Annotated in this window: 37 protein-coding genes and 1 pseudogene; 8 read left to right on the forward strand and 30 right to left on the reverse strand. The window is 68.0% G+C overall.

Annotated features, from left to right (window positions below; all coding sequences use genetic code 11):
- The coding region (locus MKL01_RS18455; protein WP_279604722.1) for a UDP binding domain-containing protein at nucleotides 1-277 on the forward strand (277 nt) is incomplete at its 5' end.
- A gap of 610 nt (nucleotides 278-887) precedes the next feature.
- On the opposite strand, the gene MKL01_RS18460 is transcribed toward MKL01_RS18455, so the two are convergent.
- From MKL01_RS18460 to MKL01_RS18540, 18 genes and pseudogenes are all read right to left on the reverse strand, one after another.
- Nucleotides 888-2,087, reverse strand: coding sequence for a tyrosine-type recombinase/integrase (locus tag MKL01_RS18460; RefSeq protein ID WP_243906664.1), 1,200 nt, complete (start codon nucleotides 2,085-2,087; stop codon nucleotides 888-890).
- 23 nt (nucleotides 2,088-2,110) lie between these two features.
- Nucleotides 2,111-2,293, reverse strand: a pseudogene (locus MKL01_RS36250) (helix-turn-helix domain-containing protein); the annotation flags it as partial.
- On the reverse strand, nucleotides 2,281-2,670 hold the full coding sequence (locus tag MKL01_RS18465) for a hypothetical protein (RefSeq protein ID WP_243906665.1): 390 nt from the start codon (nucleotides 2,668-2,670) through the stop codon (nucleotides 2,281-2,283). The pseudogene MKL01_RS36250 and the gene MKL01_RS18465, both read right to left, overlap by 13 nt.
- Nucleotides 2,667-2,942: a hypothetical protein gene (locus tag MKL01_RS18470; protein WP_243906666.1), complete on the reverse strand. Its 276-nt coding sequence runs from the start codon at nucleotides 2,940-2,942 to the stop codon at nucleotides 2,667-2,669. Before MKL01_RS18470 ends, MKL01_RS18465 begins: the two co-directional genes overlap by 4 nt.
- Nucleotides 2,935-3,225: a hypothetical protein gene (locus MKL01_RS18475; RefSeq protein WP_243906667.1), complete on the reverse strand. Its 291-nt coding sequence runs from the start codon at nucleotides 3,223-3,225 to the stop codon at nucleotides 2,935-2,937. The genes MKL01_RS18470 and MKL01_RS18475 overlap by 8 nt, the downstream gene beginning before the upstream one ends.
- Nucleotides 3,218-3,451, reverse strand: coding sequence for a hypothetical protein (locus tag MKL01_RS18480; protein ID WP_243906668.1), 234 nt, complete (start codon nucleotides 3,449-3,451; stop codon nucleotides 3,218-3,220). Before MKL01_RS18480 ends, MKL01_RS18475 begins: the two co-directional genes overlap by 8 nt.
- Nucleotides 3,451-3,714, reverse strand: a complete 264-nt coding sequence (locus MKL01_RS18485) for a DUF2312 domain-containing protein (RefSeq protein WP_243906721.1) — start codon at nucleotides 3,712-3,714, stop codon at nucleotides 3,451-3,453. Before MKL01_RS18485 ends, MKL01_RS18480 begins: the two co-directional genes overlap by 1 nt.
- Before the next feature lie 8 nt (nucleotides 3,715-3,722).
- Entirely contained in the window at nucleotides 3,723-4,088 is a 366-nt protein-coding gene (locus MKL01_RS18490; protein WP_243906669.1) for a hypothetical protein, read from the reverse strand.
- A gap of 12 nt (nucleotides 4,089-4,100) precedes the next feature.
- Nucleotides 4,101-4,736: a DUF1643 domain-containing protein gene (locus MKL01_RS18495; protein WP_243906670.1), complete on the reverse strand. Its 636-nt coding sequence runs from the start codon at nucleotides 4,734-4,736 to the stop codon at nucleotides 4,101-4,103.
- Between the two features lie 385 nt (nucleotides 4,737-5,121).
- Nucleotides 5,122-5,511 (reverse strand): hypothetical protein, encoded by a 390-nt coding sequence (locus tag MKL01_RS18500; RefSeq protein ID WP_243906671.1) that lies wholly within the window; start codon nucleotides 5,509-5,511, stop codon nucleotides 5,122-5,124.
- Nucleotides 5,508-5,711: a hypothetical protein gene (locus tag MKL01_RS18505; protein WP_243906672.1), complete on the reverse strand. Its 204-nt coding sequence runs from the start codon at nucleotides 5,709-5,711 to the stop codon at nucleotides 5,508-5,510. Before MKL01_RS18505 ends, MKL01_RS18500 begins: the two co-directional genes overlap by 4 nt.
- 2 nt (nucleotides 5,712-5,713) lie before the next feature.
- Nucleotides 5,714-5,941 carry a hypothetical protein gene (locus MKL01_RS18510; RefSeq protein WP_243906673.1) on the reverse strand — a complete coding sequence of 76 codons (228 nt, stop codon included), beginning with the start codon at nucleotides 5,939-5,941 and terminating at the stop codon, nucleotides 5,714-5,716.
- On the reverse strand, nucleotides 5,934-6,224 hold the full coding sequence (locus tag MKL01_RS18515; RefSeq protein WP_243906674.1) for a hypothetical protein: 291 nt from the start codon (nucleotides 6,222-6,224) through the stop codon (nucleotides 5,934-5,936). Before MKL01_RS18515 ends, MKL01_RS18510 begins: the two co-directional genes overlap by 8 nt.
- A 1-nt stretch (nucleotide 6,225) precedes the next feature.
- Nucleotides 6,226-6,546, reverse strand: a complete 321-nt coding sequence (locus MKL01_RS18520) for a hypothetical protein (protein ID WP_243906675.1) — start codon at nucleotides 6,544-6,546, stop codon at nucleotides 6,226-6,228.
- On the reverse strand, nucleotides 6,543-6,830 hold the full coding sequence (locus MKL01_RS18525) for a hypothetical protein (protein ID WP_243906676.1): 288 nt from the start codon (nucleotides 6,828-6,830) through the stop codon (nucleotides 6,543-6,545). The genes MKL01_RS18520 and MKL01_RS18525 overlap by 4 nt, the downstream gene beginning before the upstream one ends.
- Nucleotides 6,827-7,192 carry a hypothetical protein gene (locus tag MKL01_RS18530; protein ID WP_243906677.1) on the reverse strand — a complete coding sequence of 122 codons (366 nt, stop codon included), beginning with the start codon at nucleotides 7,190-7,192 and terminating at the stop codon, nucleotides 6,827-6,829. Before MKL01_RS18530 ends, MKL01_RS18525 begins: the two co-directional genes overlap by 4 nt.
- The gene (locus tag MKL01_RS18535; protein WP_243906678.1) at nucleotides 7,189-7,545 is read right to left on the reverse strand and encodes a hypothetical protein; all 357 of its coding nucleotides are present in this window, start codon (nucleotides 7,543-7,545) and stop codon (nucleotides 7,189-7,191) included. Before MKL01_RS18535 ends, MKL01_RS18530 begins: the two co-directional genes overlap by 4 nt.
- The gene (locus MKL01_RS18540) at nucleotides 7,542-8,006 is read right to left on the reverse strand and encodes a hypothetical protein (RefSeq protein ID WP_243906679.1); all 465 of its coding nucleotides are present in this window, start codon (nucleotides 8,004-8,006) and stop codon (nucleotides 7,542-7,544) included. Before MKL01_RS18540 ends, MKL01_RS18535 begins: the two co-directional genes overlap by 4 nt.
- Before the next feature lie 110 nt (nucleotides 8,007-8,116).
- Between MKL01_RS18540 and MKL01_RS18545 the strand changes: the two genes are divergently transcribed.
- Nucleotides 8,117-8,302: a hypothetical protein gene (locus tag MKL01_RS18545; RefSeq protein WP_243906680.1), complete on the forward strand. Its 186-nt coding sequence runs from the start codon at nucleotides 8,117-8,119 to the stop codon at nucleotides 8,300-8,302.
- A 96-nt stretch (nucleotides 8,303-8,398) separates the two neighbouring features.
- Complete coding sequence (locus MKL01_RS18550; protein WP_243906681.1) at nucleotides 8,399-8,602, forward strand: hypothetical protein; 204 nt, start codon at nucleotides 8,399-8,401, stop codon at nucleotides 8,600-8,602.
- A gap of 68 nt (nucleotides 8,603-8,670) precedes the next feature.
- Here the strand turns inward: MKL01_RS18550 and MKL01_RS18555 are convergent, their stop codons facing one another.
- Genes MKL01_RS18555 through MKL01_RS18580 form a run of 6 tightly spaced genes read right to left on the reverse strand, consistent with a single transcriptional unit; the run spans nucleotide 8,671 to nucleotide 11,572 of the window.
- The gene (locus tag MKL01_RS18555) at nucleotides 8,671-9,885 is read right to left on the reverse strand and encodes a helix-turn-helix domain-containing protein (protein WP_243906682.1); all 1,215 of its coding nucleotides are present in this window, start codon (nucleotides 9,883-9,885) and stop codon (nucleotides 8,671-8,673) included.
- Nucleotides 9,882-10,073 (reverse strand): hypothetical protein, encoded by a 192-nt coding sequence (locus MKL01_RS18560; RefSeq protein WP_243906683.1) that lies wholly within the window; start codon nucleotides 10,071-10,073, stop codon nucleotides 9,882-9,884. Before MKL01_RS18560 ends, MKL01_RS18555 begins: the two co-directional genes overlap by 4 nt.
- On the reverse strand, nucleotides 10,070-10,591 hold the full coding sequence (locus MKL01_RS18565) for a helix-turn-helix domain-containing protein (protein ID WP_243906684.1): 522 nt from the start codon (nucleotides 10,589-10,591) through the stop codon (nucleotides 10,070-10,072). Before MKL01_RS18565 ends, MKL01_RS18560 begins: the two co-directional genes overlap by 4 nt.
- Nucleotides 10,591-10,872 (reverse strand): hypothetical protein, encoded by a 282-nt coding sequence (locus MKL01_RS18570; protein WP_243906685.1) that lies wholly within the window; start codon nucleotides 10,870-10,872, stop codon nucleotides 10,591-10,593. Before MKL01_RS18570 ends, MKL01_RS18565 begins: the two co-directional genes overlap by 1 nt.
- On the reverse strand, nucleotides 10,872-11,294 hold the full coding sequence (locus tag MKL01_RS18575) for a hypothetical protein (RefSeq protein WP_243906686.1): 423 nt from the start codon (nucleotides 11,292-11,294) through the stop codon (nucleotides 10,872-10,874). Before MKL01_RS18575 ends, MKL01_RS18570 begins: the two co-directional genes overlap by 1 nt.
- Complete coding sequence (locus tag MKL01_RS18580; protein WP_243906687.1) at nucleotides 11,291-11,572, reverse strand: hypothetical protein; 282 nt, start codon at nucleotides 11,570-11,572, stop codon at nucleotides 11,291-11,293. The genes MKL01_RS18575 and MKL01_RS18580 overlap by 4 nt, the downstream gene beginning before the upstream one ends.
- A 169-nt stretch (nucleotides 11,573-11,741) precedes the next feature.
- Between MKL01_RS18580 and MKL01_RS18585 the strand changes: the two genes are divergently transcribed.
- A complete protein-coding gene (locus tag MKL01_RS18585; RefSeq protein WP_243906688.1) occupies nucleotides 11,742-11,984 on the forward strand; it encodes a hypothetical protein in 243 nt (80 codons plus the stop codon).
- Nucleotides 11,985-12,010: 26 nt separating this feature from the next.
- On the opposite strand, the gene MKL01_RS18590 is transcribed toward MKL01_RS18585, so the two are convergent.
- From MKL01_RS18590 to MKL01_RS18605, 4 genes are read right to left on the reverse strand one after another with little or no spacing between them, the layout of a single operon-like run.
- The gene (locus MKL01_RS18590) at nucleotides 12,011-12,424 is read right to left on the reverse strand and encodes an HNH endonuclease (RefSeq protein ID WP_243906689.1); all 414 of its coding nucleotides are present in this window, start codon (nucleotides 12,422-12,424) and stop codon (nucleotides 12,011-12,013) included.
- Nucleotides 12,424-12,684, reverse strand: a complete 261-nt coding sequence (locus tag MKL01_RS18595; protein ID WP_243906690.1) for a hypothetical protein — start codon at nucleotides 12,682-12,684, stop codon at nucleotides 12,424-12,426. Before MKL01_RS18595 ends, MKL01_RS18590 begins: the two co-directional genes overlap by 1 nt.
- Complete coding sequence (locus tag MKL01_RS18600) at nucleotides 12,684-12,962, reverse strand: hypothetical protein (protein WP_243906691.1); 279 nt, start codon at nucleotides 12,960-12,962, stop codon at nucleotides 12,684-12,686. Before MKL01_RS18600 ends, MKL01_RS18595 begins: the two co-directional genes overlap by 1 nt.
- A gap of 1 nt (nucleotide 12,963) precedes the next feature.
- Complete coding sequence (locus MKL01_RS18605) at nucleotides 12,964-13,161, reverse strand: hypothetical protein (RefSeq protein ID WP_243906692.1); 198 nt, start codon at nucleotides 13,159-13,161, stop codon at nucleotides 12,964-12,966.
- A 464-nt stretch (nucleotides 13,162-13,625) separates the two neighbouring features.
- Between MKL01_RS18605 and MKL01_RS18610 the strand changes: the two genes are divergently transcribed.
- Nucleotides 13,626-13,892, forward strand: coding sequence for a hypothetical protein (locus tag MKL01_RS18610; protein WP_243906693.1), 267 nt, complete (start codon nucleotides 13,626-13,628; stop codon nucleotides 13,890-13,892).
- Between the two features lie 79 nt (nucleotides 13,893-13,971).
- Here the strand turns inward: MKL01_RS18610 and MKL01_RS18615 are convergent, their stop codons facing one another.
- Together MKL01_RS18615 and MKL01_RS18620 are read right to left on the reverse strand one after the other, a co-directional pair.
- Nucleotides 13,972-14,154 (reverse strand): GCG_CRPN prefix-to-repeats domain-containing protein, encoded by a 183-nt coding sequence (locus tag MKL01_RS18615; RefSeq protein ID WP_409566278.1) that lies wholly within the window; start codon nucleotides 14,152-14,154, stop codon nucleotides 13,972-13,974.
- A gap of 256 nt (nucleotides 14,155-14,410) precedes the next feature.
- Complete coding sequence (locus MKL01_RS18620; protein ID WP_243906695.1) at nucleotides 14,411-14,689, reverse strand: hypothetical protein; 279 nt, start codon at nucleotides 14,687-14,689, stop codon at nucleotides 14,411-14,413.
- 315 nt (nucleotides 14,690-15,004) lie between these two features.
- Between MKL01_RS18620 and MKL01_RS18625 the strand changes: the two genes are divergently transcribed.
- The 3 genes from MKL01_RS18625 (at nucleotide 15,005) to MKL01_RS18635 (ending at nucleotide 16,247) form a co-directional block, all read left to right on the forward strand.
- The gene (locus MKL01_RS18625) at nucleotides 15,005-15,580 is read left to right on the forward strand and encodes a PilZ domain-containing protein (RefSeq protein ID WP_243906696.1); all 576 of its coding nucleotides are present in this window, start codon (nucleotides 15,005-15,007) and stop codon (nucleotides 15,578-15,580) included.
- A gap of 105 nt (nucleotides 15,581-15,685) precedes the next feature.
- The gene (locus MKL01_RS18630) at nucleotides 15,686-15,943 is read left to right on the forward strand and encodes a hypothetical protein (protein WP_243906697.1); all 258 of its coding nucleotides are present in this window, start codon (nucleotides 15,686-15,688) and stop codon (nucleotides 15,941-15,943) included.
- Between the two features lie 61 nt (nucleotides 15,944-16,004).
- On the forward strand, nucleotides 16,005-16,247 hold the full coding sequence (locus MKL01_RS18635) for a hypothetical protein (RefSeq protein ID WP_243906698.1): 243 nt from the start codon (nucleotides 16,005-16,007) through the stop codon (nucleotides 16,245-16,247).
- The last annotated feature ends 15 nt before the right edge of the window (nucleotides 16,248-16,262 follow it).

Here is a 16,262-nt window from a genome sequence, read left to right on the forward strand (position 1 = left end):
CGATCCGGAGGGCATGGGCCACGCCCGGACCCTGATGCCCGACGTCGCCTACGCGGAGGACGCCTATGCCTGCGCCGAGGGCGCCGACGCCCTCGTGATCGTCACCGAGTGGAACGCCTTCCGCGCCCTCGACCTCGGCCGCCTCGGCAAGATCATGAACGCCCGCATCATGGTCGATCTGCGCAACATCTACCGGCCCCAGGATGTCCGGGGGAAGGGCTTCACCTACCGCGGCATCGGAACCGAGATCGGCGCCTCGCAGCCGACCGAGGCGTAGCCCCGGTCCCGGCCGGAGCGGGTCTTCGACGACACCGCCGGAGGCGGTGAGGCGACCTCGTCCGCGGCGTCTTGGAGGATCCCATGGTCTCGCGATCGTCCGCCGATCGGCACCCGTGCGTCGTGACCGCCCTCTTCGGGACGGGCGCGCCGGGCGGCACGGCGCCGACTCGGGTCCGGGCGACGGGAGCGGCCGGCTGGCTGGTCGCCGTCGGCCTCGGGCTCATCCTGCTGGGACTGGCGCTCGCCCGCTGGGAAGCCGCGCCCGGCCCCGGGGCGAGGCAGCCCCCGAGGCACGGACCGCCCCTAGCCTCGACGGAACGGGTCGCGTCCCGGATCTCGCCGCCGAATCGGGCGGACATCGGAGGCCGGAGCCGAACCGCAGGGGAGGCGGATCCCGGCGCCGCCCTGCGGACGTCCGCTTCGTGAGGCCGGGGACGGCCCCGGGATGCGGCCGTCCTCCCGCTGGGGCGGCGTCCTCGACGGACGGCCGCCTTGCGGGCCGGCGGGCGAAACGCTAGGGATCTGAGCCCCTGCTGGGGGTGTCGGGGTGTGGCGCAGTCTGGTAGCGCACCTGGTTTGGGACCAAAATTGCGTCCCGCGCAAGATATTCAACTCGCTTCGCTTTTCGGAATATTTGTCTCATCCGTGGCACATTTCGTGGCAGTCGGCGTCGCGATTGCTTCCTGAGCCGCCCTCCCCCGCTCCGCCGCTAGCTGCATCGCTGCAAGAACATCGTCATCCAGGACGTGCGAGTACTTCGCCGTGGTGGTGATCTGCTCGTGGCGCAGTAGGCGCTGGACGATCTTAAGATTGCCCGTTGCCCGCAGCACTCGTGTCGCCGCCGTGTGCCGGTTGTCGTGGAAGCGGAAGTTGGTGATGCCAGCCTTCGCCACGGCACGGCGGAAGGTGATCTGCAGGCCGGAGCGCGTGATCGGTTGCATGTCGCCGCGAGTGCGACCGTCGCGTCTGCGCGCCGCCTCGTAGGTGAACACCGCCTCGGGATGGTCTCCGCGCAACGGCCAGAGCAGGTCGCGGACATCTGGCGGCATGGGGATGGTGGCAAGCTTGTCGCCCTTGCTCAGCACCGTGATCTGCCGCCCGCCCCAGTCGACGTCGTTCCAACGTAAGCACGCGATTTCGCCGAGGCGCAGTCCGGTGATGAGCGCGAAGCGTAGAGCCGGGTGGTAGTCGGGCCGGAGCACCGCAAAGAGATGCGCCTCTTCCTCCGCGCGGAGCTCTCGGACGCGCTCGCGCGGCTCACGCAGGACGTGCATACGCCATGCGATCTCAGTGACGGGCTGCTTCCAGAGCTGGCGGGCGCGATTGAGGATCTGCCGCAGAGGCTCGATCACGGTCCGGTTCACCGTCGCCGGCGACACGAGCTTTGGAGCGGCGGCTCGCTTGGCACCTTTCCGACGCTTGCGATTGCCGCCCGATCGGCTGTGCTCGCCGCGCCGGGTCGCCACCAGCTCGGCCACAAGCCTGTCGTCGATGTCACGCAGCAGGCGCGCCGGGCCGATTTTCGGCTTCAGCCAGGCGAGCGCAGAGAGCATCCCGTCGGCGTTGCCGCCCTTGAGATGCTGGCCGACCTGAGACCAGTACAGGTCGGCCGCGGCGCCGAACGTCATCGGCAGGTCGGACGCGGCCTTGGTCTCCTCGGCCGCGGCGCGTGCTACCGCTCGAGCCCGGTCCTCCGCGCGCTCCGCCTCTCGGCGCGTCGTTGCTCCAGTAGAGCCTGAAAATCGATTGCCCCCGAGGCGGAAGTCGTACGAGTAGACCTCCGCACCCGGTCGTTTGAAGACGGACATTCGGCTCTCTTCTGCCTATCCAGGAACGACTCAAGGTCGGCAGGATCGAACCGGATCCGTTTACGCTTCAAGCCCAACCCGACGCTGATGTAGCGAATGCCGCCATTGGCTACGTGGCCGTCGAGCGTTCGGCGACTGATCCGGAGCCTCGCGGCTGCCTCCGCAGGAGTGAGGAGATCGGACTCAGTCACGATCACGCCCTCCACGCACGGCCGGCCGCCCGGCGCATTTCTTCTTCCGCCGACAACGGTGGCTCAGACGGCAAGTCCGGATCACCGAGGCTGAGCGACGGCACCGAAGCCGCGACGGTCGCGCCAGTGCGCGCATCCGCGACCCTCGCCACCACGTCGGGCCAGTTCCGCCGATCGTCCCACTGCGCCCAGACGTTCTGCGCGGCGTCGTGGAAGGCTTCCGCCTCATCCCGTAGCTGCTCTGCCCGGCGCACAAGCGACTTGGCTTCCCGGGTTAGCATGCTGGCGCGCGTGCGCAGGTCGATCGCGCGCTTTGCGCTACGGGCGGCCGCGTCGCGCATCGCGTCGGCGTAGCCGGCGGCATACTCGTCGCTGTCCGGCTGGCGGATCACGTTCCCGGTCTCCCGAAGCGGTAGCCCTCGACTCGCGCGATCTCCGACCGCAGAACCGTCAGCAGCTCGGCCTGACGCTGGCGGGCGTAGTTCTCGGCCGCCCACCTGGTGCGGTGCCAGTTCGAGCCCTCGCCCGATAGGGACCGGTTCGCCTCTGGATCGCGGATGCGGCAACAGTCGCCGTCGATCTCCGCCCAGGCGGCCTCGATCTCGCCGGTGGCCAGCGCGGTCGTGGTGATGAAGACGCGGGTGAGCGGGATCGCCTCAGCCATGGCCGCCCTCCGCAGCTTTCCGCGCTGCGCGGGCAGCCTTCGCCTCCGCGATCACCGCCTCCAGCGTATCGCCGGCGTGCCGGCGCCAGTCGGCTCCATGCTCCAGGACGAGCGTCACGAGCCAGTGCAGGATGAAGGCCTGCTCGTCTTCGCATTTAGGTCGGATCTGCGCTCGGCCAGCGTCGCGGAAAGCGTGCGCCATAGGCCCGGTCTGGAAGTTCGGCATGCCGAGGACCTCCATCAGCTCGCCCGTCAGCTCGCGCGGGAAGATCAGGTCAGGCATCACGTGTCTCCGCGGGCTTCGGGAAGGTGCGCATCGTGCCGTCGCCGGCGGCCGCGCGCAGGCCGTCTGAGAGCTTACGGGCGTCGGGGCGATCCATGACGAAGCGGGCGGTGATCGGCGCGCCCTCGATCGTGAAAGCGATCGCGAGCTCGACGCCATCGGACGCGCTCGCGGCGTCGATCGTCCAGTCGGCGCCGTCCGGCGGGACAAGGCGGAGCTTGCCCATCACGCCATCCCCATAGCTTGCAGGTAGAGCTCGAGGATCGCCTCCTGCTCCTGGCGCTCGCTGTGATCCTGCTTGCGGATCCGCAGGATGGTGCGCACCGCCTTCGCGTCGAAGCCCCGGCCCTTCAACTCGGCGAACACCTCCTTGATGTCGCCCATGATGCCGGCCTTCTCCTCCTCCAGGCGCTCCAGACGCTCGATGAACTGCTTTAGCTCATCAGCCGCCACGCCCTCGGCAGTGGAGACGTCGCCCGAGGTCGACAGGCCGGCGGTCACGAAGCTACCTCCGGGGCACCGGTCTCCTGAACCAATGGCGGTGCCCAGGTGCGCCCCGCCAGGAAGCGTTCGGCCGCGCGCGCGAACCGGATTTCCCGGATCGTCTCGACGGCTGCCTCGGCTTCGCGCCGGCCGGGCGGTTCGGTCGTCAGCCCCAGAGGCAGTCCCTGCAGGAGTGCCCGGGCCGGATCGCGGTAGGCCGCGACCTGTGCCTCGGTGAAGCCCGCCTGGAACAGGTGGACGGCGGTGCAGGCGCCCTCCGGACCGTTCCTCCGCTCGGACATGACGCGGGCCATGCGGAAGACGTGGCGGGGCGCATCAGGGGCGCGGCGGGCGGCGTGGACGAGAGACGGCGACGGCATGGGCGGATCTCCTCAGACGCTACAGGGGCGGTCGACGGGTGATGCGGCGCTTCCCGGCTTCCACAGTACCGGCCGCGCGTGATCCGGGATGCGCGAACGGCCCCGCGCCATCGGGTGGATCGGCGCGCCGTCCGCCGTGAGCCCGAAGCAGTGCACGTCGGGCCACGGCGCTTCGCCGGTGGTGATCCCCTTGAGCACGTGGTCGACGAACTCAGGATCCCAGGCGCCGGCGCCCCAGCAGGCCACCACCAGCGCTGCCGCCTTCGCTTCGCGCACGAGCAGCGGCAGGTTGTCGAAGTGGATGCGGTCCCGGGCGTACCAGTCCGGCCCGTTGTCCATGAACTGCGCCCAGGTGCGGCACTCGGCCGGCGAGGAGGTGCGCAGCGGGTAGAGGTTGACCGCGGTGAACCCGCCGTAGCCCCAGGACCGGGCGAAGTGGATCCAGCGGCGCACGGTCGGATCGTCCTGGCGGTGGTCAGCCGTGCTTGGGTTGAGCCCGATGAAGCAGACGTGGGCGCCCTCGCTCGACCACGTGCGGGTCAACGTGAAGCGATAGGCGCCGCACCGGGACAGATTGGCCGAGCGGGCGATCGTATCCGCGAAAGGCACGCCGAACAGGTCGCGGGTGGCGAGGGCGGTCGCGCTCATGCAGCCCCCCTGTGATCGCGCATGAACGCTGCCTCGCAGCTGTACCAAGTAAGCATTGCGGATTGCACTTCTCGGCCAGATGCAAGATTTCGAGCGAACTGAGGAAGTCCGATGGTTCGAGACACAAGACATGCGCCACGTCCGACGGGCCCGAAGACGGGACAGATATATTTTGGCGGGGACAGAAAGCGCTGTGGCTGCTTGATCTGGAACCTGAGTAGAACCGGTGCGCTGATCGAACTGGACCTGGATACAGACTGCATGGAAAGGCTGCGGCTTGTCTCGGCGACGCTATCCATCGACAAAATCTGCGAAGTCGTTTCGCGCGACGGCAGGAGGGTTGGCCTGAAGTTCATCGGTTGAATTTCGCGATAATTCATGACGCTCATGCGCGCCCTACCGGATGCTGGATCTCCGCGATGCTCTGCGCGAAGGCATCGGGTCCGCGCTGCAGGCGGACGAGCGCGCATTCGTGGATCGACGCCAGCAATCCGGGCAGGAAGCTGGTCGCAAGCCCGGTATCACCGCGCGCGATGCTCATCAGGAACGCGGTGAGCGCGTGCGCCGCAGCCATGCTGACCTGAGGCCAGATCACCTCGACCGGGATCTCCCGATCGGTCATGTCAGCCGTGCCGCCCACGATCGCCTCGGCCGCCTCGATCGCCATGCGCAGGCCGATGCCGGCAGCGTCGTCACGGGCGATGTCGGGGGCGTGCCGCTCGCGGGCCTCGATGGCGGCCGCGCGAACGGCGTCCCGGTTCGGGGTCAGGCTCATCGGTCGCCTCCCGATCCAAGGGCCGCCTCGAGCGCAGCCTCGGCATCCTCAACCACCTCGACGAGGATCTCCGGCGCCACCTGTTCCAGCATCTCGAGGACGTTGCGGGTCGGCGGGGCACCTTTGCGGCCAGCCCGGGCGTTGGCGATCGCCGCGGCGGCCGCCTCGATCATCTCGCGGGTGATGGTGCTCTCGGCCATGCTCAGCGATCCTTCCGCTCGACCCGGAACGAGAAGGTCTTCGCCTCCTCATCCACGCCCATGAACAAGACGAACGCCCCCGTGCCGTCGACCTCCTCGACGGGCATCTCCAGCGATCCGCCGAGGCGGTTCACCAGGGCGATGATCAGCTGCCCCTTCATCGCCTCGATGCGCTGCTGGGCCTGGTAGTCCAGGTCGGCGATACCGTAGGGGCGTTTGTTCTCAGCCACGGCGGACCTCCGCCTTCTGCACGTCGGTGACCGGTGGATTGCCCACCACCAGCGAAACCGGTGGGTGGATCTCCCCGATGACGTGGAGGTAGATCGGGGCACCTGCCTGGATCAGCGCGATGTCCGCCTCGGTGGGTACCCAGGCGGAGATCATTCGGCCGATGTCGCGGGTGTGGCGCTCGTCCCGGATCGGTAGACCCACGCAGGGACCGTCGCTCGTCTGATCCCAGCCCTGCGGGGCGCCGAGGGTCCGGGTGGTGCCGGTGATCCGTCCGATGTCCACGTCAGATGCTCCCTTCGGTTGGCTTCACGGTCAGCACGACGTCGCAGCCGACGGCCGTCTTCAGCTGCTCGGCGAACTGTTCGATGCGGGCGGCGATGGCGCCGGGCTGGCCGGGATCCGGCACCGTGATCTCGGCCGACAGCTCCGGGATGTTCCAGAGCGCCTTCGGGAGCCGGACCTCGATGCGCATCGCGCGCTCGTCCGGCGACAGGCTCGGGGAGCCTCGGTTGAGGCGCACGTTGCCGGCCTGGTCGAAGGTGAGCCAGAGCGAATAGAGGATCTCGGTCGGGGTGGACCGGTGGTGCTTGCCAGAGGCGGTCATTGCAGCGGCGCTCCCCAGCTGCCGGGGCTGCGGGGCGGCAGGCCCAGTGTGACGGCGCGCTTCTCGTGGGCCCGGATCAACTGCGTCTGCGTCGCGATCAGACCCTCCTGCCCCGCGATCAGGTGCGCGTAGGCTTCGAGCTGCTCATCCTTGGCGGCGACGAGGGCCTTGTAGGTGGCGATCAGCCTGCGGGTCCTGCGGTGCGCCAGCACATTGGCGACGCCCAGAGCGCAGAGCGCTGCGGTGAGCAGGACCAGGCCGGCTGCGGCGAAGAGCGCGCTCATGACATCACCCCAAACAAGTCGGGTGCGGCCTCGCCCTTCGTCGGCAGACACGGTCGCACGGCATGGACGGCGAGGGCCTGCAGGTCCGGGATCATCTCCGCGGCGATCTCGGCCTTGGTGTATTCCCAGCCAGGCAGGCAGGCGTGGGAGTAGCGGTCGTTGACCTGGAAAAACCCGGGCAGGTTCGCCCAGGTGATGTGGCACTCGCCCCGCCGCGGGTTGCTGAAGTCGAGGAACGCCACGCTGCGCTGACCCATCATGGTGGGATCGGCCAGGGCGGCCGTCAGAGCCTCGACGGCGATCGCCGCGGCCTCGCGGTCCTGTTGGGTCGGTGGCGGGAGCTTGGGGGCGCGCTTCGTCATGCCGCGAGCTCGCCGATCGAAGGCCGCGACGCAGCGCGCAGCACGATGACGGGCTTGAACCGCAGGATGGCGATCCGCGTCGGCGGCTCGACGCCGCTCGCCTTCATGTGTTCGATCTCGGCGTCGGAGGGCGCCGTCGGATCGTACTGCATCACCATCCAGTACGGCTGGCCGCCGGCCTTGATGAAGGCGTGGTCGAACGCGCCATCGAGGCGCCGCCACATCTTCCCAGGTGTCGTGCCCGTGGGGTAGCTGGCGCTGTAGTCCGACAGGTTCTCGAACTGCTGCGGAGTCAGGCGCAGGCGGGGGAACTCGGCGATGCGATCGCGCGGCTGTGGCCGGACGCGGGTCATGCTGCCACCCCCGCCATGTCGAGCTCAGAGGCTGGCGCGAGCGGCTGCCAGCGGATCAGCACGCCCTCGAAGATCAGGGTGTCGGGATCGGTGAACCTGTCGTCCGAGCGAGGCGCGGACCCGTGCTCGGCCCACCAGAAGCGCGCCATGTCCTCAGCGTCGACGAAGCCGTCCTCACGGGCGAAATCGTCCGTCCTTTCGGGGCGGATGAACCGATCCCCGAACTGGACCAGCTCCGCCATTCCGTGGCGCGAGAAGCAAAGGCGGATCGGCAGCACCTCCAGGCACCACGCCTCGCCGAGCCGCCGGCACTGGCGCGTGCGCATCCCGGTGTAGAGCTGCACCAGCTCACCCGGGCGGGCATGGCGGGACTTGCCCGCACGCTCGGCCCGGATCGTTTGCGCCTTCGTGCCGGCGAGGATCGGGGCGGCGAAGCGGGATTTAAATGAGTACGCAACCATCAGAGAACAATCTCGAGGCTGCCGTGTATTGCATTGGTGTGTTGCACCTTCCCGTTCAACCAATTTTTAATGGATGAAACCAATCTATACGTCAGGTGGAGGCGTTGCGCATGATCAGCGTTTCGACGGACAGCTATTTTGCCATGGTGCGTGCCGCTCAGCTGCAGGCGGTTCGAACGGGCGTGCCCCTGAACGAGAAGCAGAGCGTACCGATCGCGATCGATGAGCAGGCTCCTCCGCCTGCACCGCCGGATGCTGCATCGACAGTCAGTCAGATCGTGGACGTGCTGGTCTGAGGCCATCGACTGACCGATCTGTAGAATTGTCGGGGTCTTTCGGTCGAGCTGTTGAGCTTCGACGGTTAGTACTGTCTTGGGGTAAGGATTGGCGCGATGCTGAACGCGAAATCCGATGATGCGCTCGACAGATCGGCCATGGCCACGCGCCTCGTACAGGCCGCCGAGAAGCGATCTGCCACTAAGCGTGCGATCGAATGTCGACGGCTGATCGCGGAACTCGGCGCATCGCCCCTCAAGGCCTATATCGCCTTGGCTGCGGCGCCGATGATTGCCCACGCTTTTGATCGCTGCGCGTAGGCGCTGCGTGACGCGGACCATCTCGCGGGGGAGCGCAGCGGCAAGGGTGTCGGACTGGGAGCGATCGCTCATGCCGCGAGATCCCGGATCTGCGCCCGCCGCGGCATCGGTGCGAACTGCAGCCCCATGCGCTTGGCCTCGGCGGCGACGTTCACCGAAGGGCGGTCGATGTCCCGGCAGACGGCGGCAAGGCATTCGCCCGCCTCGAAACCCTGTCGGAGGCGATCGCGCTCGGCCTCGGTCCAGCGGAAGCGCTGCTTGAGACCGAGCTTGCTGGCCTTTGTGGCGATGGCGCCAACGCCCCGCCCCAGCTCTTCGGCGATTGTCCTCTGCGGCACCTTCTCCGCGTAGCGCCGGTAAAGCAGGGCCACGTCCTCATTCGTCCAGGGCGGATCGGCGCGACGTTCCGCGGCCATGGATACTGCCTGTTTGTAGACGGCGCTGCGGCCGCGCTCGAAGCCAGCCCGCCGCAACGCTTCGCGGATCGCGACGTAGGAGTGGTCGGCCTCGATCCCGGCACGGATGATCGCGAGTTCGGGCCTCGTCCACGTGCGCACCCGTTCGCCCGAGAGGCCGAGCGAGATCAGCCGCATGCCGATCGCCGACCGGTTGCGATTGAAGCCCGCCTCGGCGAGCTTGAGCCGGATCTTGCTGAACAGCAGTCCGGACTCGTAGCCCTCGCGCAGGATGGCGTCCTCATCCGGCGTCCACAGGGCGCCCTTCCGAGAGTTCGTGAAGCCGAGCATCTGCGCCCGGGTCGAGATCGATCCAAGTGAGCGAGCCCGGAAGCCGGCGCCGATGAGTTCGACGCGGATCACGGCGAGCGTCGCCGAACGGCCGTAGCCGGCCCGGATCGCCTGGTCCTCGGCTTCCGTCCAACCGCGCGGATGGGCCGGACGCGCCTCCGTGGGAACGGTCGCGATGGGGAGCACGGCGCCGAGCGCCCGTGCGACGACGGCCGCGCCATCCGGGTCGAGCTGGTAGCCCTGCATGTGGCGGGTGACGATCTCGATGCCGAGCGGCTGCACCTTCCGGCGCAGGCGCCCCATCCAGGCGCGCACGTCGCTGTCGCCGACGTCCTCGTCGAAGCCGGCGATCAGCAGCAGGATCGCCTCGTTCGAGATGTAGCTACCCTTGCCGTGGAACAGCGCGGAGAGGATCGCGCTCTCGCGTGCGTCCAGCTTCCACGAAAACGGGAAGCCGACCTTCGGAGCGAAGGCGGCTTTCAGCTGGCGGATCTCTTCCTCCAGCTCCTCGATGCGGGTTCGCAGCGCGGCGGTCATCCGATCTGCCTTTTTGGCTTTTGGGCCGCGGCCCGGGCGTTGTCGTTCGCGGCCGACTCAGCCGCCTCCTTCTGCGCGATCGCCTTCCGCAGCATCTCGTCCAGCCACGGGATGAGGACGATCGCGACGACGATCGACAGGACGAGGAACGCCATGGCGAGGGCGAAGGCGGTTCTCGGGCCGGTCATGCGGACGCACCTCCCGCCGGCGGCTGCGGGATCCCGATGCGCTGCATCTTGAGGATCGCGTGTCGGATCGTGGTGTGGTCGCGGCCGCCAAATGCGCGGCCGAGCCGCTGCAGGGGCCAATCCGGATGCGCGTCCCGGACTGCGGCGATCGCCGCCCACCGGGCCAGGACTAGCGGCGCGAGCTGCCGTGGACCGACTATGTCGGCGTAGGTGAAGCCGAAGGCCTCCGCGACGCGGGTAATGATGCGTTTGGGTTCGCGGGCCATCTGCTCCGGATCGAGAACCTGGAAGACGAGCGCGTCCATTTCGGCCCGGGCCTCGAAGGCCGCCTGGGCTCGTGCCTCGTTCTCGCGCTGTTCACGCTCCCTCTGGGCCTCGGCGAGAGCGCGGGTGCGGCAGTCTTCCGGACGCGGACGCACGACGCGCGGGGCCCACATCCGAGTCTGCAAGGCGCGATAGTGCGCGCGGAGCGCGTCGGCGCTTTCGAAGTCGGGAGCAGGGGTGCCTTGGCGCAGCATCAGGACTGCCCCTCGTCGCGCCGCTGCCGCTCAGCGGCGAAGCCAGCACAGAGCGCCTCGGCGCCGTCGGCGAGCGCCTTGCGGCCTTGAGGCGGCAGATCCGCGAAGGCGGCGGCGAAGCGCCGGCCCTCCGGATCGAATACGAGGACGGCGATGTGGGCGGCCGGCGCGGTGTCCGTCGACGCCTCGGCGGTCGGGGCGGTGAAGGTCTCGACCGGCACGCCGAGGGCGGCGGCGATCCGGTCCAGCAGCTCGGCGGAGGGAGCGCGTGTGGCGCTCATCAGAGGCCGCCTCCAGGCGCCCGGGCGAAGTCCGCACGGCGGCTCTCGGCGGCGACGCCCAGCTCCGACAACGTCTGGTCCAATCGCTGCAGGCGCTCCCCCACACCACCGCGGAGGGGCGACCGATCCAGCTGCCGCGCCTGCAGCAGATGGATGAGGGCATCGGCGGCCGCGGCCATCGCGACCTCGCAGGGCTCAGCCGGGTCTGAGGGTCCGTAGGTCGGCAGGAGCACCAAGCGACAGGCGGCGCCGGGCTTGCCGCGATCCTGCGTTCGGGGCGGCAGGCCGACGGTGCCGTTGAAGGCCGCCAGCTCCTCGACGGGCAGCATCACCGTGCACGTTGCGCGTCCGGCCGCGAAATCCGCGACGGTGTTCTCCAGCTCGCCCACGAAGGCATGGTTCAGCACGGCGGGATGGGTCACGAGATCACTCCGATGGGGACCGGGTCGTAGGACGGCAGCTCGGCGTGATGGACGAGCGTGAGGCCGGCGGGGGCGTGGGCCAGGACGGCGCCGGACTCGTGCAGGCCATAGGTCGCGAGGCGGTCGCGGAAGCCCCGGCCGATCGGATGGTGCGGGCGCAACAGGAAGGACACGCCGGGCAGGCGGTCGAGCCAATCGACGATCTTCAGGACCTCGCCCGTCATCGGGTCGGGGACGACGTGGTAGCCGGCGAGCGGATGCTCCTTGGCGTGGGGCATGTCAGGCGGCCTCCGCTTCAAGCAAGCCTAGACGCGGCCTGTAGGAACTGGGCTGAACGGGTGCCGTTTGCAGTCGGATTGTCGTGCGGCCAAGGCGCTGGGTAGCTCGTGTCGGAAGGCGGTCCTCAATCCGCGAAACGCCGGTCTGGCGGTTACTGAAGAGGGCCGCATGGCTGACGCAGATAGAGATGACGGGCTCAACGATCTCGATCCGAGCTTCGAGTTGCTGCGACAAGCGTGCTTGACGCTCGCCCAAGGTCTTGTCGTGCAGATGGGTGAGGAGGGGCAGCGCTTCGTGCGTCGGCTGGATGAAGGCATCCAGAAGGCCGCTGCAGCTCAATCGAACACTGACTTCGATCGCGCCGCCAAGCGTGTGCGCGCGGTGCTCCAGGAGGCTCTCGACAGCGGATAGGCCTGAAGGCGACTTCGAGCGGACCCTCATAGATCCCTCACGTCGATGATGCCGCGGCGGGACAGGACGGCGCCGGTTGCGCGGTCGCGCACGAGCCCGTCGAGGCCGCGGGAGGTCCGGAAGAAGGTCGAGCCGATCATCGGGCGGGACGACGCCTTCGTGCCGCGCTCGCGCTTCTCCACGCGGCGCTGCTGAGCGATCTTGGCCGCGTCGGCGGCGTACGCGGCGCGGTGGCAGGGCGTGCACCAGACGGCGCAGTTGTCGAGCGTCGGACGCCCGCCCATGCGATCGGCGACGATGTGGGCGAACTCGTAGTGGCCCGGGTGGAGCGCGCACGGGCAGCGGTTTCCGTCCGTGTCGACGTGCTCGCAGCGAGCCTGGGCTCGCTCGAGGGCGGCCTCGCGGACCCGGCCGGGGAAGTTCATCCGGAGGGCACGCATCAGGCTGCGCCCCCGCGTGCCGCGAGCTCGGCCTCCAGGCCGTTGAGCGCGAACTTCATCAGCCCGGACGGGCCGACCGTGTTGCGCACGCGCCGGAGAGCGGAGGCGTCGACCTCACGCTCGTCCCGGCCGCTGGCCCAGGCCTCGTTGAGCTCGCGCTTCCAGAAGCGGCCATGGGCGCGGGCGTAGCGGATGAGGTCCGTCAGCTCGGCGACGCCGAGCGTCGCCATGACGGCGGAGGCCTGCGTGCGGGCCGCCATCAGAATGCACCCCCGGCAGCGCGGAGTTCGCGGATTGTGGGAGCCGTGCTCCGGTCGAGATCCTGCAGCGCCACGGCCGTCGTGCGCAGATCCGCGAACACGGGATCGACCAGGACCTCGTCGACGTGGAGACAGACGATCCGGGGACCGCCCTCGCCTCTCAGCTCGGCGCAGTAGAAGCCCTCACCGAAGGCGGGACCGAGGATGGTGCCGGGGATGAGGGAGCCGTCCCTGAGAGGGCGGCCGATACGGGTGCCGCTGGGGAGACCGAGGGCCATGTCAGCACGCTCCCTGCGCGAGCTGCAGGGTCGCGTCGGCGCGGCGCGTCGCAGCGATCCGCAGGTTCACCACCAGGTGGTCGATGAGGTCGGCGACGGCGAAGGGGCCGAGGCCGACCGCGACGGCGCTTAGGCCGCAGAACGTAATCTGGGCGCCGGCCGAGGCGTGCTGAAGATGGACGAGGTAGGCGGTGAGCACTGGTGCGGCTCCGTCGCGAGTGGCGAGAAGCCGATATTCCCCTCTGAGGGGCATTAATGTCAACCCCTTTTAGGGTAACCTTCTTCCCCAGCCGGACGAGTGTTTATCCACATTTGTCCACAGAAGCCCAGAAAACCGCCTCGACTCCTATCGCGGTCTGGTTGCAGCATGAGAACACAACATGAACAAAAACGAGGTCTGGATGGGAGCCCTGCCGCGTGACTGCCCGTCCGAGCTTGCGGATGTGGTCGGGATCTACATCCAATGTGAAGATTGCGGCCGTAAGTCATACTGGCCGAGTTTCAGAGTAAGAGCCGCAGAGCGACAGGGTTTCCGCACAGTCCAGGCGCTCGGCAGCCGTTTTCGTTGCCATGTTTGCGAGGCACAAGGCGGTGGCGGCCGCAACGTGACGCTGCGTTTAGTTCTGAGAGGTCAAGTCTGATCCAGCGATAGGAGGCGGTTCGATGTCTTTACAGCCGGTCGTCGCTCACAGCGTTCAGTTGTTCGTCCTTGTGAAAGGCCGATTGGCTCAAGGCGGCCTCATGGATTGCAAAGGGGCAGCAGAAGCCTGCAGGGTTGCTGAGGACAAGGTCCGCCTCGGCCGGGCGATCGGCGCGGCCGCCTTCACCCGCACGGTCGTGGATCCCGACTTCGACGACGGAGGAGAGCCGATCACGCTGGCGATCTTCGGGACGGTGCCGCCGGGGCTGGCGGATCAACTGCCGTTTTGATCGCAGACGACACCAGCGGCCGCTCCAACAAGCAGCACCGGCGGCAGCCTCCCGAGCCGCCGCCAATGATCGCCAGGCCTCAGAAGCAGCGCAGCGTGCCGTTGGGCATACGGACCGCCGGGTGCCCCCTGGTGCGCATGCAGAAGGCTTGGTTCTGGCCCCCGAAGACGCAGTAGCCGAAGCGGTTGCGGTGACCGTTCGGGCCGCATCCACCCAGCGCGGAGGCCGGCGTTACCGTCGCTGTTATGGCCGCTGCGGTCATCAGCGTTCCGACGATGGCGAAAGCAGTCTTCTTCATGTGCAACCTCCCATACGTATTTCACCGTGAAGGTGAATGGTGGCAGGTTACTGTAGCGATGAAGGCATGCCGCCGTACAGGGTGGGCGGCTCAGTCCGCCGGAGACTTATTGATGTTATCGTAAATGTGATCAGCCAGGCCGGCGCCTCGACCGAAGGGCAGACATTTGAACGGGTGTCGCGCGGCGAAGCGGATCGAGCGTCGGTCCGATCATTCTCCGTCACACCGGTCCAGCGTCACTGTTGTGCTGCTTGCACCGCCACCCGACGAAGCAGGCCGGTACGTCCAGCGTCGGCGCATAGGCGGGCGCTCCAGTCTCGTCCTGTTGGCATGCGCCGCTGTCTCGGTGGACGGTCTCGTAGGCGAGTTCGCTCGAGGCGAGAACAGCGGTCCCTGTCTGAGCGACGAGAGCCTTCAGCGCCGAACAGGTGAAGGTGCGCGTAAACGTGCGGCCTTGAGCGACGGCGCTCGTGGCCACGCCAGTCAGGACGATGGCCATGAGGACTTTCGACGTGTGGGGCATGGCGTCCTGCTAAGCGGCGGGCAATCTCTCCAAGGTGCGCCTCGGCCCACCTAGTGACCATGCCCGCCCACGCGGCAAAGGCACGCTGGCGATCTTCGGGAAGGTGCCGCCGAGCCTGGCGGACCAGTTACCATTCTTAGTAATGGCAGCAGGCTAGTCGGAACGATCAACGCGTCATCTGCTTGGCCATCAATACCAGGGGCAAGTCGCCATTCGATAAAATGCTGCTGTTTGCAGCAACGACACCGCAAGTTGACCGCCACACGCTGATAGGATGAGACAACTAAAGCCATGACCGAACGGCGAGCGATCCCACGTCACGCCATCATCCTCCCCGCTCTGTGCTGGCGCGCCGACGGTTCAGAGTTCCACGCCATCACGGTGGATATTTCGGCTGAGGGCATTCGGATGCGTTCGGCGACCATCCCGCCGGTGGAGGCGCAGCTCGGCTGCTCGATCCGTGGCGTTGGGGCAATGGAGATCCGCGTCGTACGGGCGGGGACTGCCGACTTCGCGGTGCGCGTCATGGGTCGCGGCGCCACGCCCGGCGAGGTAGTGCGCAGTCTCGTCGGCTTGGCACGGCTGCAGGCCCCACCGCCGGAGGAGGTGCGCGTTCACCGCCGGATCGTGCCGAAGCGAAGGGCCGTACAGATCGCGCTGGCGGACGGCACGGGCGTCCCCGCTCGTATCGTGAACCTGTCGGCCTCCGGCGTGGCGCTGCAGCTGGACACGCCGCTGGACATCGGCCAGGCGATCTTAGTTGGACGGCAGCGGGCGACGGTCGCGCGCCGGATCGATGGGGGCGTCGGCGCAGCCTTCCTCGTGCCCCTCGATGAAGCGGCAGTTGATGAGCACACGGTGCTCTGACGCCGCGGTTCGGACGGGTGCCGCCGGTGATGGCGGATCAATGACCGTTCTGACTGTGCTTCGGCTGCGCTGGCCGAATTCAAACGAGCATGGCACCTTCGGCACATGCCTGCGCCCGACCTCCAGACCTGCGAAGCGAAGATCGATGGCGACTGGCGCCCGATCAGCTTGGCAGACGCGAAGGGCGTCTACGCGATGGCGCCCAAACGTTGTCCGGACTGTCACGGGCCGGTGATGCTCGGCGGCATGCTCACGGCCGGAGGGCGTCGTTTCCTCATGCATCGGATTGCCCATACGGGCTGCCCACGCGACCCGAAGCGCTATGCCGGCACGCCCTCGCCCCATCCGCAGGCCCTGGCGTAGACTGGCCTTATCCTTGCCCGGCATCGACCTCGCACTGCCCCGCAGCGGAAGAGGGATGCCCATGAGTGACGACGACGGGTGGACGTTCGTGCCCGACCTCATGAAGCCCGGGCCGCCCTTCGACGGTACGCCCGTGCGCCTGCGACTGACCCTCGACCCGGCGGAATTTGAAGCTCGCTTTACGCAACCTGATGTAGCGTCGACCGATCCCGCCAACCTACAAGTGATCCAGAAAAGCTGGACGCGTTCCGACGGGCAACCCATGCCCGGGAACGACCCGCCTCGGTTCTGGAAGCCGATCTGAGCCGATCACGCTGGC

This window comes from Methylobacterium sp. J-070 (assembly GCF_022829385.1).
Taxonomy (GTDB): domain Bacteria; phylum Pseudomonadota; class Alphaproteobacteria; order Rhizobiales; family Beijerinckiaceae; genus Methylobacterium.

Coding starts and splice junctions, on each gene's coding strand:
- MKL01_RS18460 (WP_243906664.1), bottom strand. CDS start 2,087: ATGTCCGTCTTCAAACGACCGGGTGCGGAGGTCTACTCGTACGACTTC.
- MKL01_RS18470 (WP_243906666.1), bottom strand. CDS start 2,942: ATGGCTGAGGCGATCCCGCTCACCCGCGTCTTCATCACCACGACCGCG.
- MKL01_RS18475 (WP_243906667.1), bottom strand. CDS start 3,225: ATGCCTGACCTGATCTTCCCGCGCGAGCTGACGGGCGAGCTGATGGAG.
- MKL01_RS18480 (WP_243906668.1), bottom strand. CDS start 3,451: ATGGGCAAGCTCCGCCTTGTCCCGCCGGACGGCGCCGACTGGACGATC.
- MKL01_RS18490 (WP_243906669.1), bottom strand. CDS start 4,088: ATGCCGTCGCCGTCTCTCGTCCACGCCGCCCGCCGCGCCCCTGATGCG.
- MKL01_RS18495 (WP_243906670.1), bottom strand. CDS start 4,736: ATGAGCGCGACCGCCCTCGCCACCCGCGACCTGTTCGGCGTGCCTTTC.
- MKL01_RS18500 (WP_243906671.1), bottom strand. CDS start 5,511: ATGAGCCTGACCCCGAACCGGGACGCCGTTCGCGCGGCCGCCATCGAG.
- MKL01_RS18505 (WP_243906672.1), bottom strand. CDS start 5,711: ATGGCCGAGAGCACCATCACCCGCGAGATGATCGAGGCGGCCGCCGCG.
- MKL01_RS18520 (WP_243906675.1), bottom strand. CDS start 6,546: ATGACCGCCTCTGGCAAGCACCACCGGTCCACCCCGACCGAGATCCTC.
- MKL01_RS18525 (WP_243906676.1), bottom strand. CDS start 6,830: ATGAGCGCGCTCTTCGCCGCAGCCGGCCTGGTCCTGCTCACCGCAGCG.
- MKL01_RS18530 (WP_243906677.1), bottom strand. CDS start 7,192: ATGACGAAGCGCGCCCCCAAGCTCCCGCCACCGACCCAACAGGACCGC.
- MKL01_RS18535 (WP_243906678.1), bottom strand. CDS start 7,545: ATGACCCGCGTCCGGCCACAGCCGCGCGATCGCATCGCCGAGTTCCCC.
- MKL01_RS18540 (WP_243906679.1), bottom strand. CDS start 8,006: ATGGTTGCGTACTCATTTAAATCCCGCTTCGCCGCCCCGATCCTCGCC.
- MKL01_RS18545 (WP_243906680.1), top strand. CDS start 8,117: ATGATCAGCGTTTCGACGGACAGCTATTTTGCCATGGTGCGTGCCGCT.
- MKL01_RS18550 (WP_243906681.1), top strand. CDS start 8,399: ATGCTGAACGCGAAATCCGATGATGCGCTCGACAGATCGGCCATGGCC.
- MKL01_RS18555 (WP_243906682.1), bottom strand. CDS start 9,885: ATGACCGCCGCGCTGCGAACCCGCATCGAGGAGCTGGAGGAAGAGATC.
- MKL01_RS18560 (WP_243906683.1), bottom strand. CDS start 10,073: ATGACCGGCCCGAGAACCGCCTTCGCCCTCGCCATGGCGTTCCTCGTC.
- MKL01_RS18565 (WP_243906684.1), bottom strand. CDS start 10,591: ATGCTGCGCCAAGGCACCCCTGCTCCCGACTTCGAAAGCGCCGACGCG.
- MKL01_RS18570 (WP_243906685.1), bottom strand. CDS start 10,872: ATGAGCGCCACACGCGCTCCCTCCGCCGAGCTGCTGGACCGGATCGCC.
- MKL01_RS18580 (WP_243906687.1), bottom strand. CDS start 11,572: ATGCCCCACGCCAAGGAGCATCCGCTCGCCGGCTACCACGTCGTCCCC.
- MKL01_RS18585 (WP_243906688.1), top strand. CDS start 11,742: ATGGCTGACGCAGATAGAGATGACGGGCTCAACGATCTCGATCCGAGC.
- MKL01_RS18590 (WP_243906689.1), bottom strand. CDS start 12,424: ATGCGTGCCCTCCGGATGAACTTCCCCGGCCGGGTCCGCGAGGCCGCC.
- MKL01_RS18595 (WP_243906690.1), bottom strand. CDS start 12,684: ATGGCGGCCCGCACGCAGGCCTCCGCCGTCATGGCGACGCTCGGCGTC.
- MKL01_RS18600 (WP_243906691.1), bottom strand. CDS start 12,962: ATGGCCCTCGGTCTCCCCAGCGGCACCCGTATCGGCCGCCCTCTCAGG.
- MKL01_RS18610 (WP_243906693.1), top strand. CDS start 13,626: ATGTCTTTACAGCCGGTCGTCGCTCACAGCGTTCAGTTGTTCGTCCTT.
- MKL01_RS18615 (WP_409566278.1), bottom strand. CDS start 14,154: ATGACCGCAGCGGCCATAACAGCGACGGTAACGCCGGCCTCCGCGCTG.
- MKL01_RS18620 (WP_243906695.1), bottom strand. CDS start 14,689: ATGGCCATCGTCCTGACTGGCGTGGCCACGAGCGCCGTCGCTCAAGGC.
- MKL01_RS18625 (WP_243906696.1), top strand. CDS start 15,005: ATGACCGAACGGCGAGCGATCCCACGTCACGCCATCATCCTCCCCGCT.
- MKL01_RS18630 (WP_243906697.1), top strand. CDS start 15,686: ATGCCTGCGCCCGACCTCCAGACCTGCGAAGCGAAGATCGATGGCGAC.
- MKL01_RS18635 (WP_243906698.1), top strand. CDS start 16,005: ATGAGTGACGACGACGGGTGGACGTTCGTGCCCGACCTCATGAAGCCC.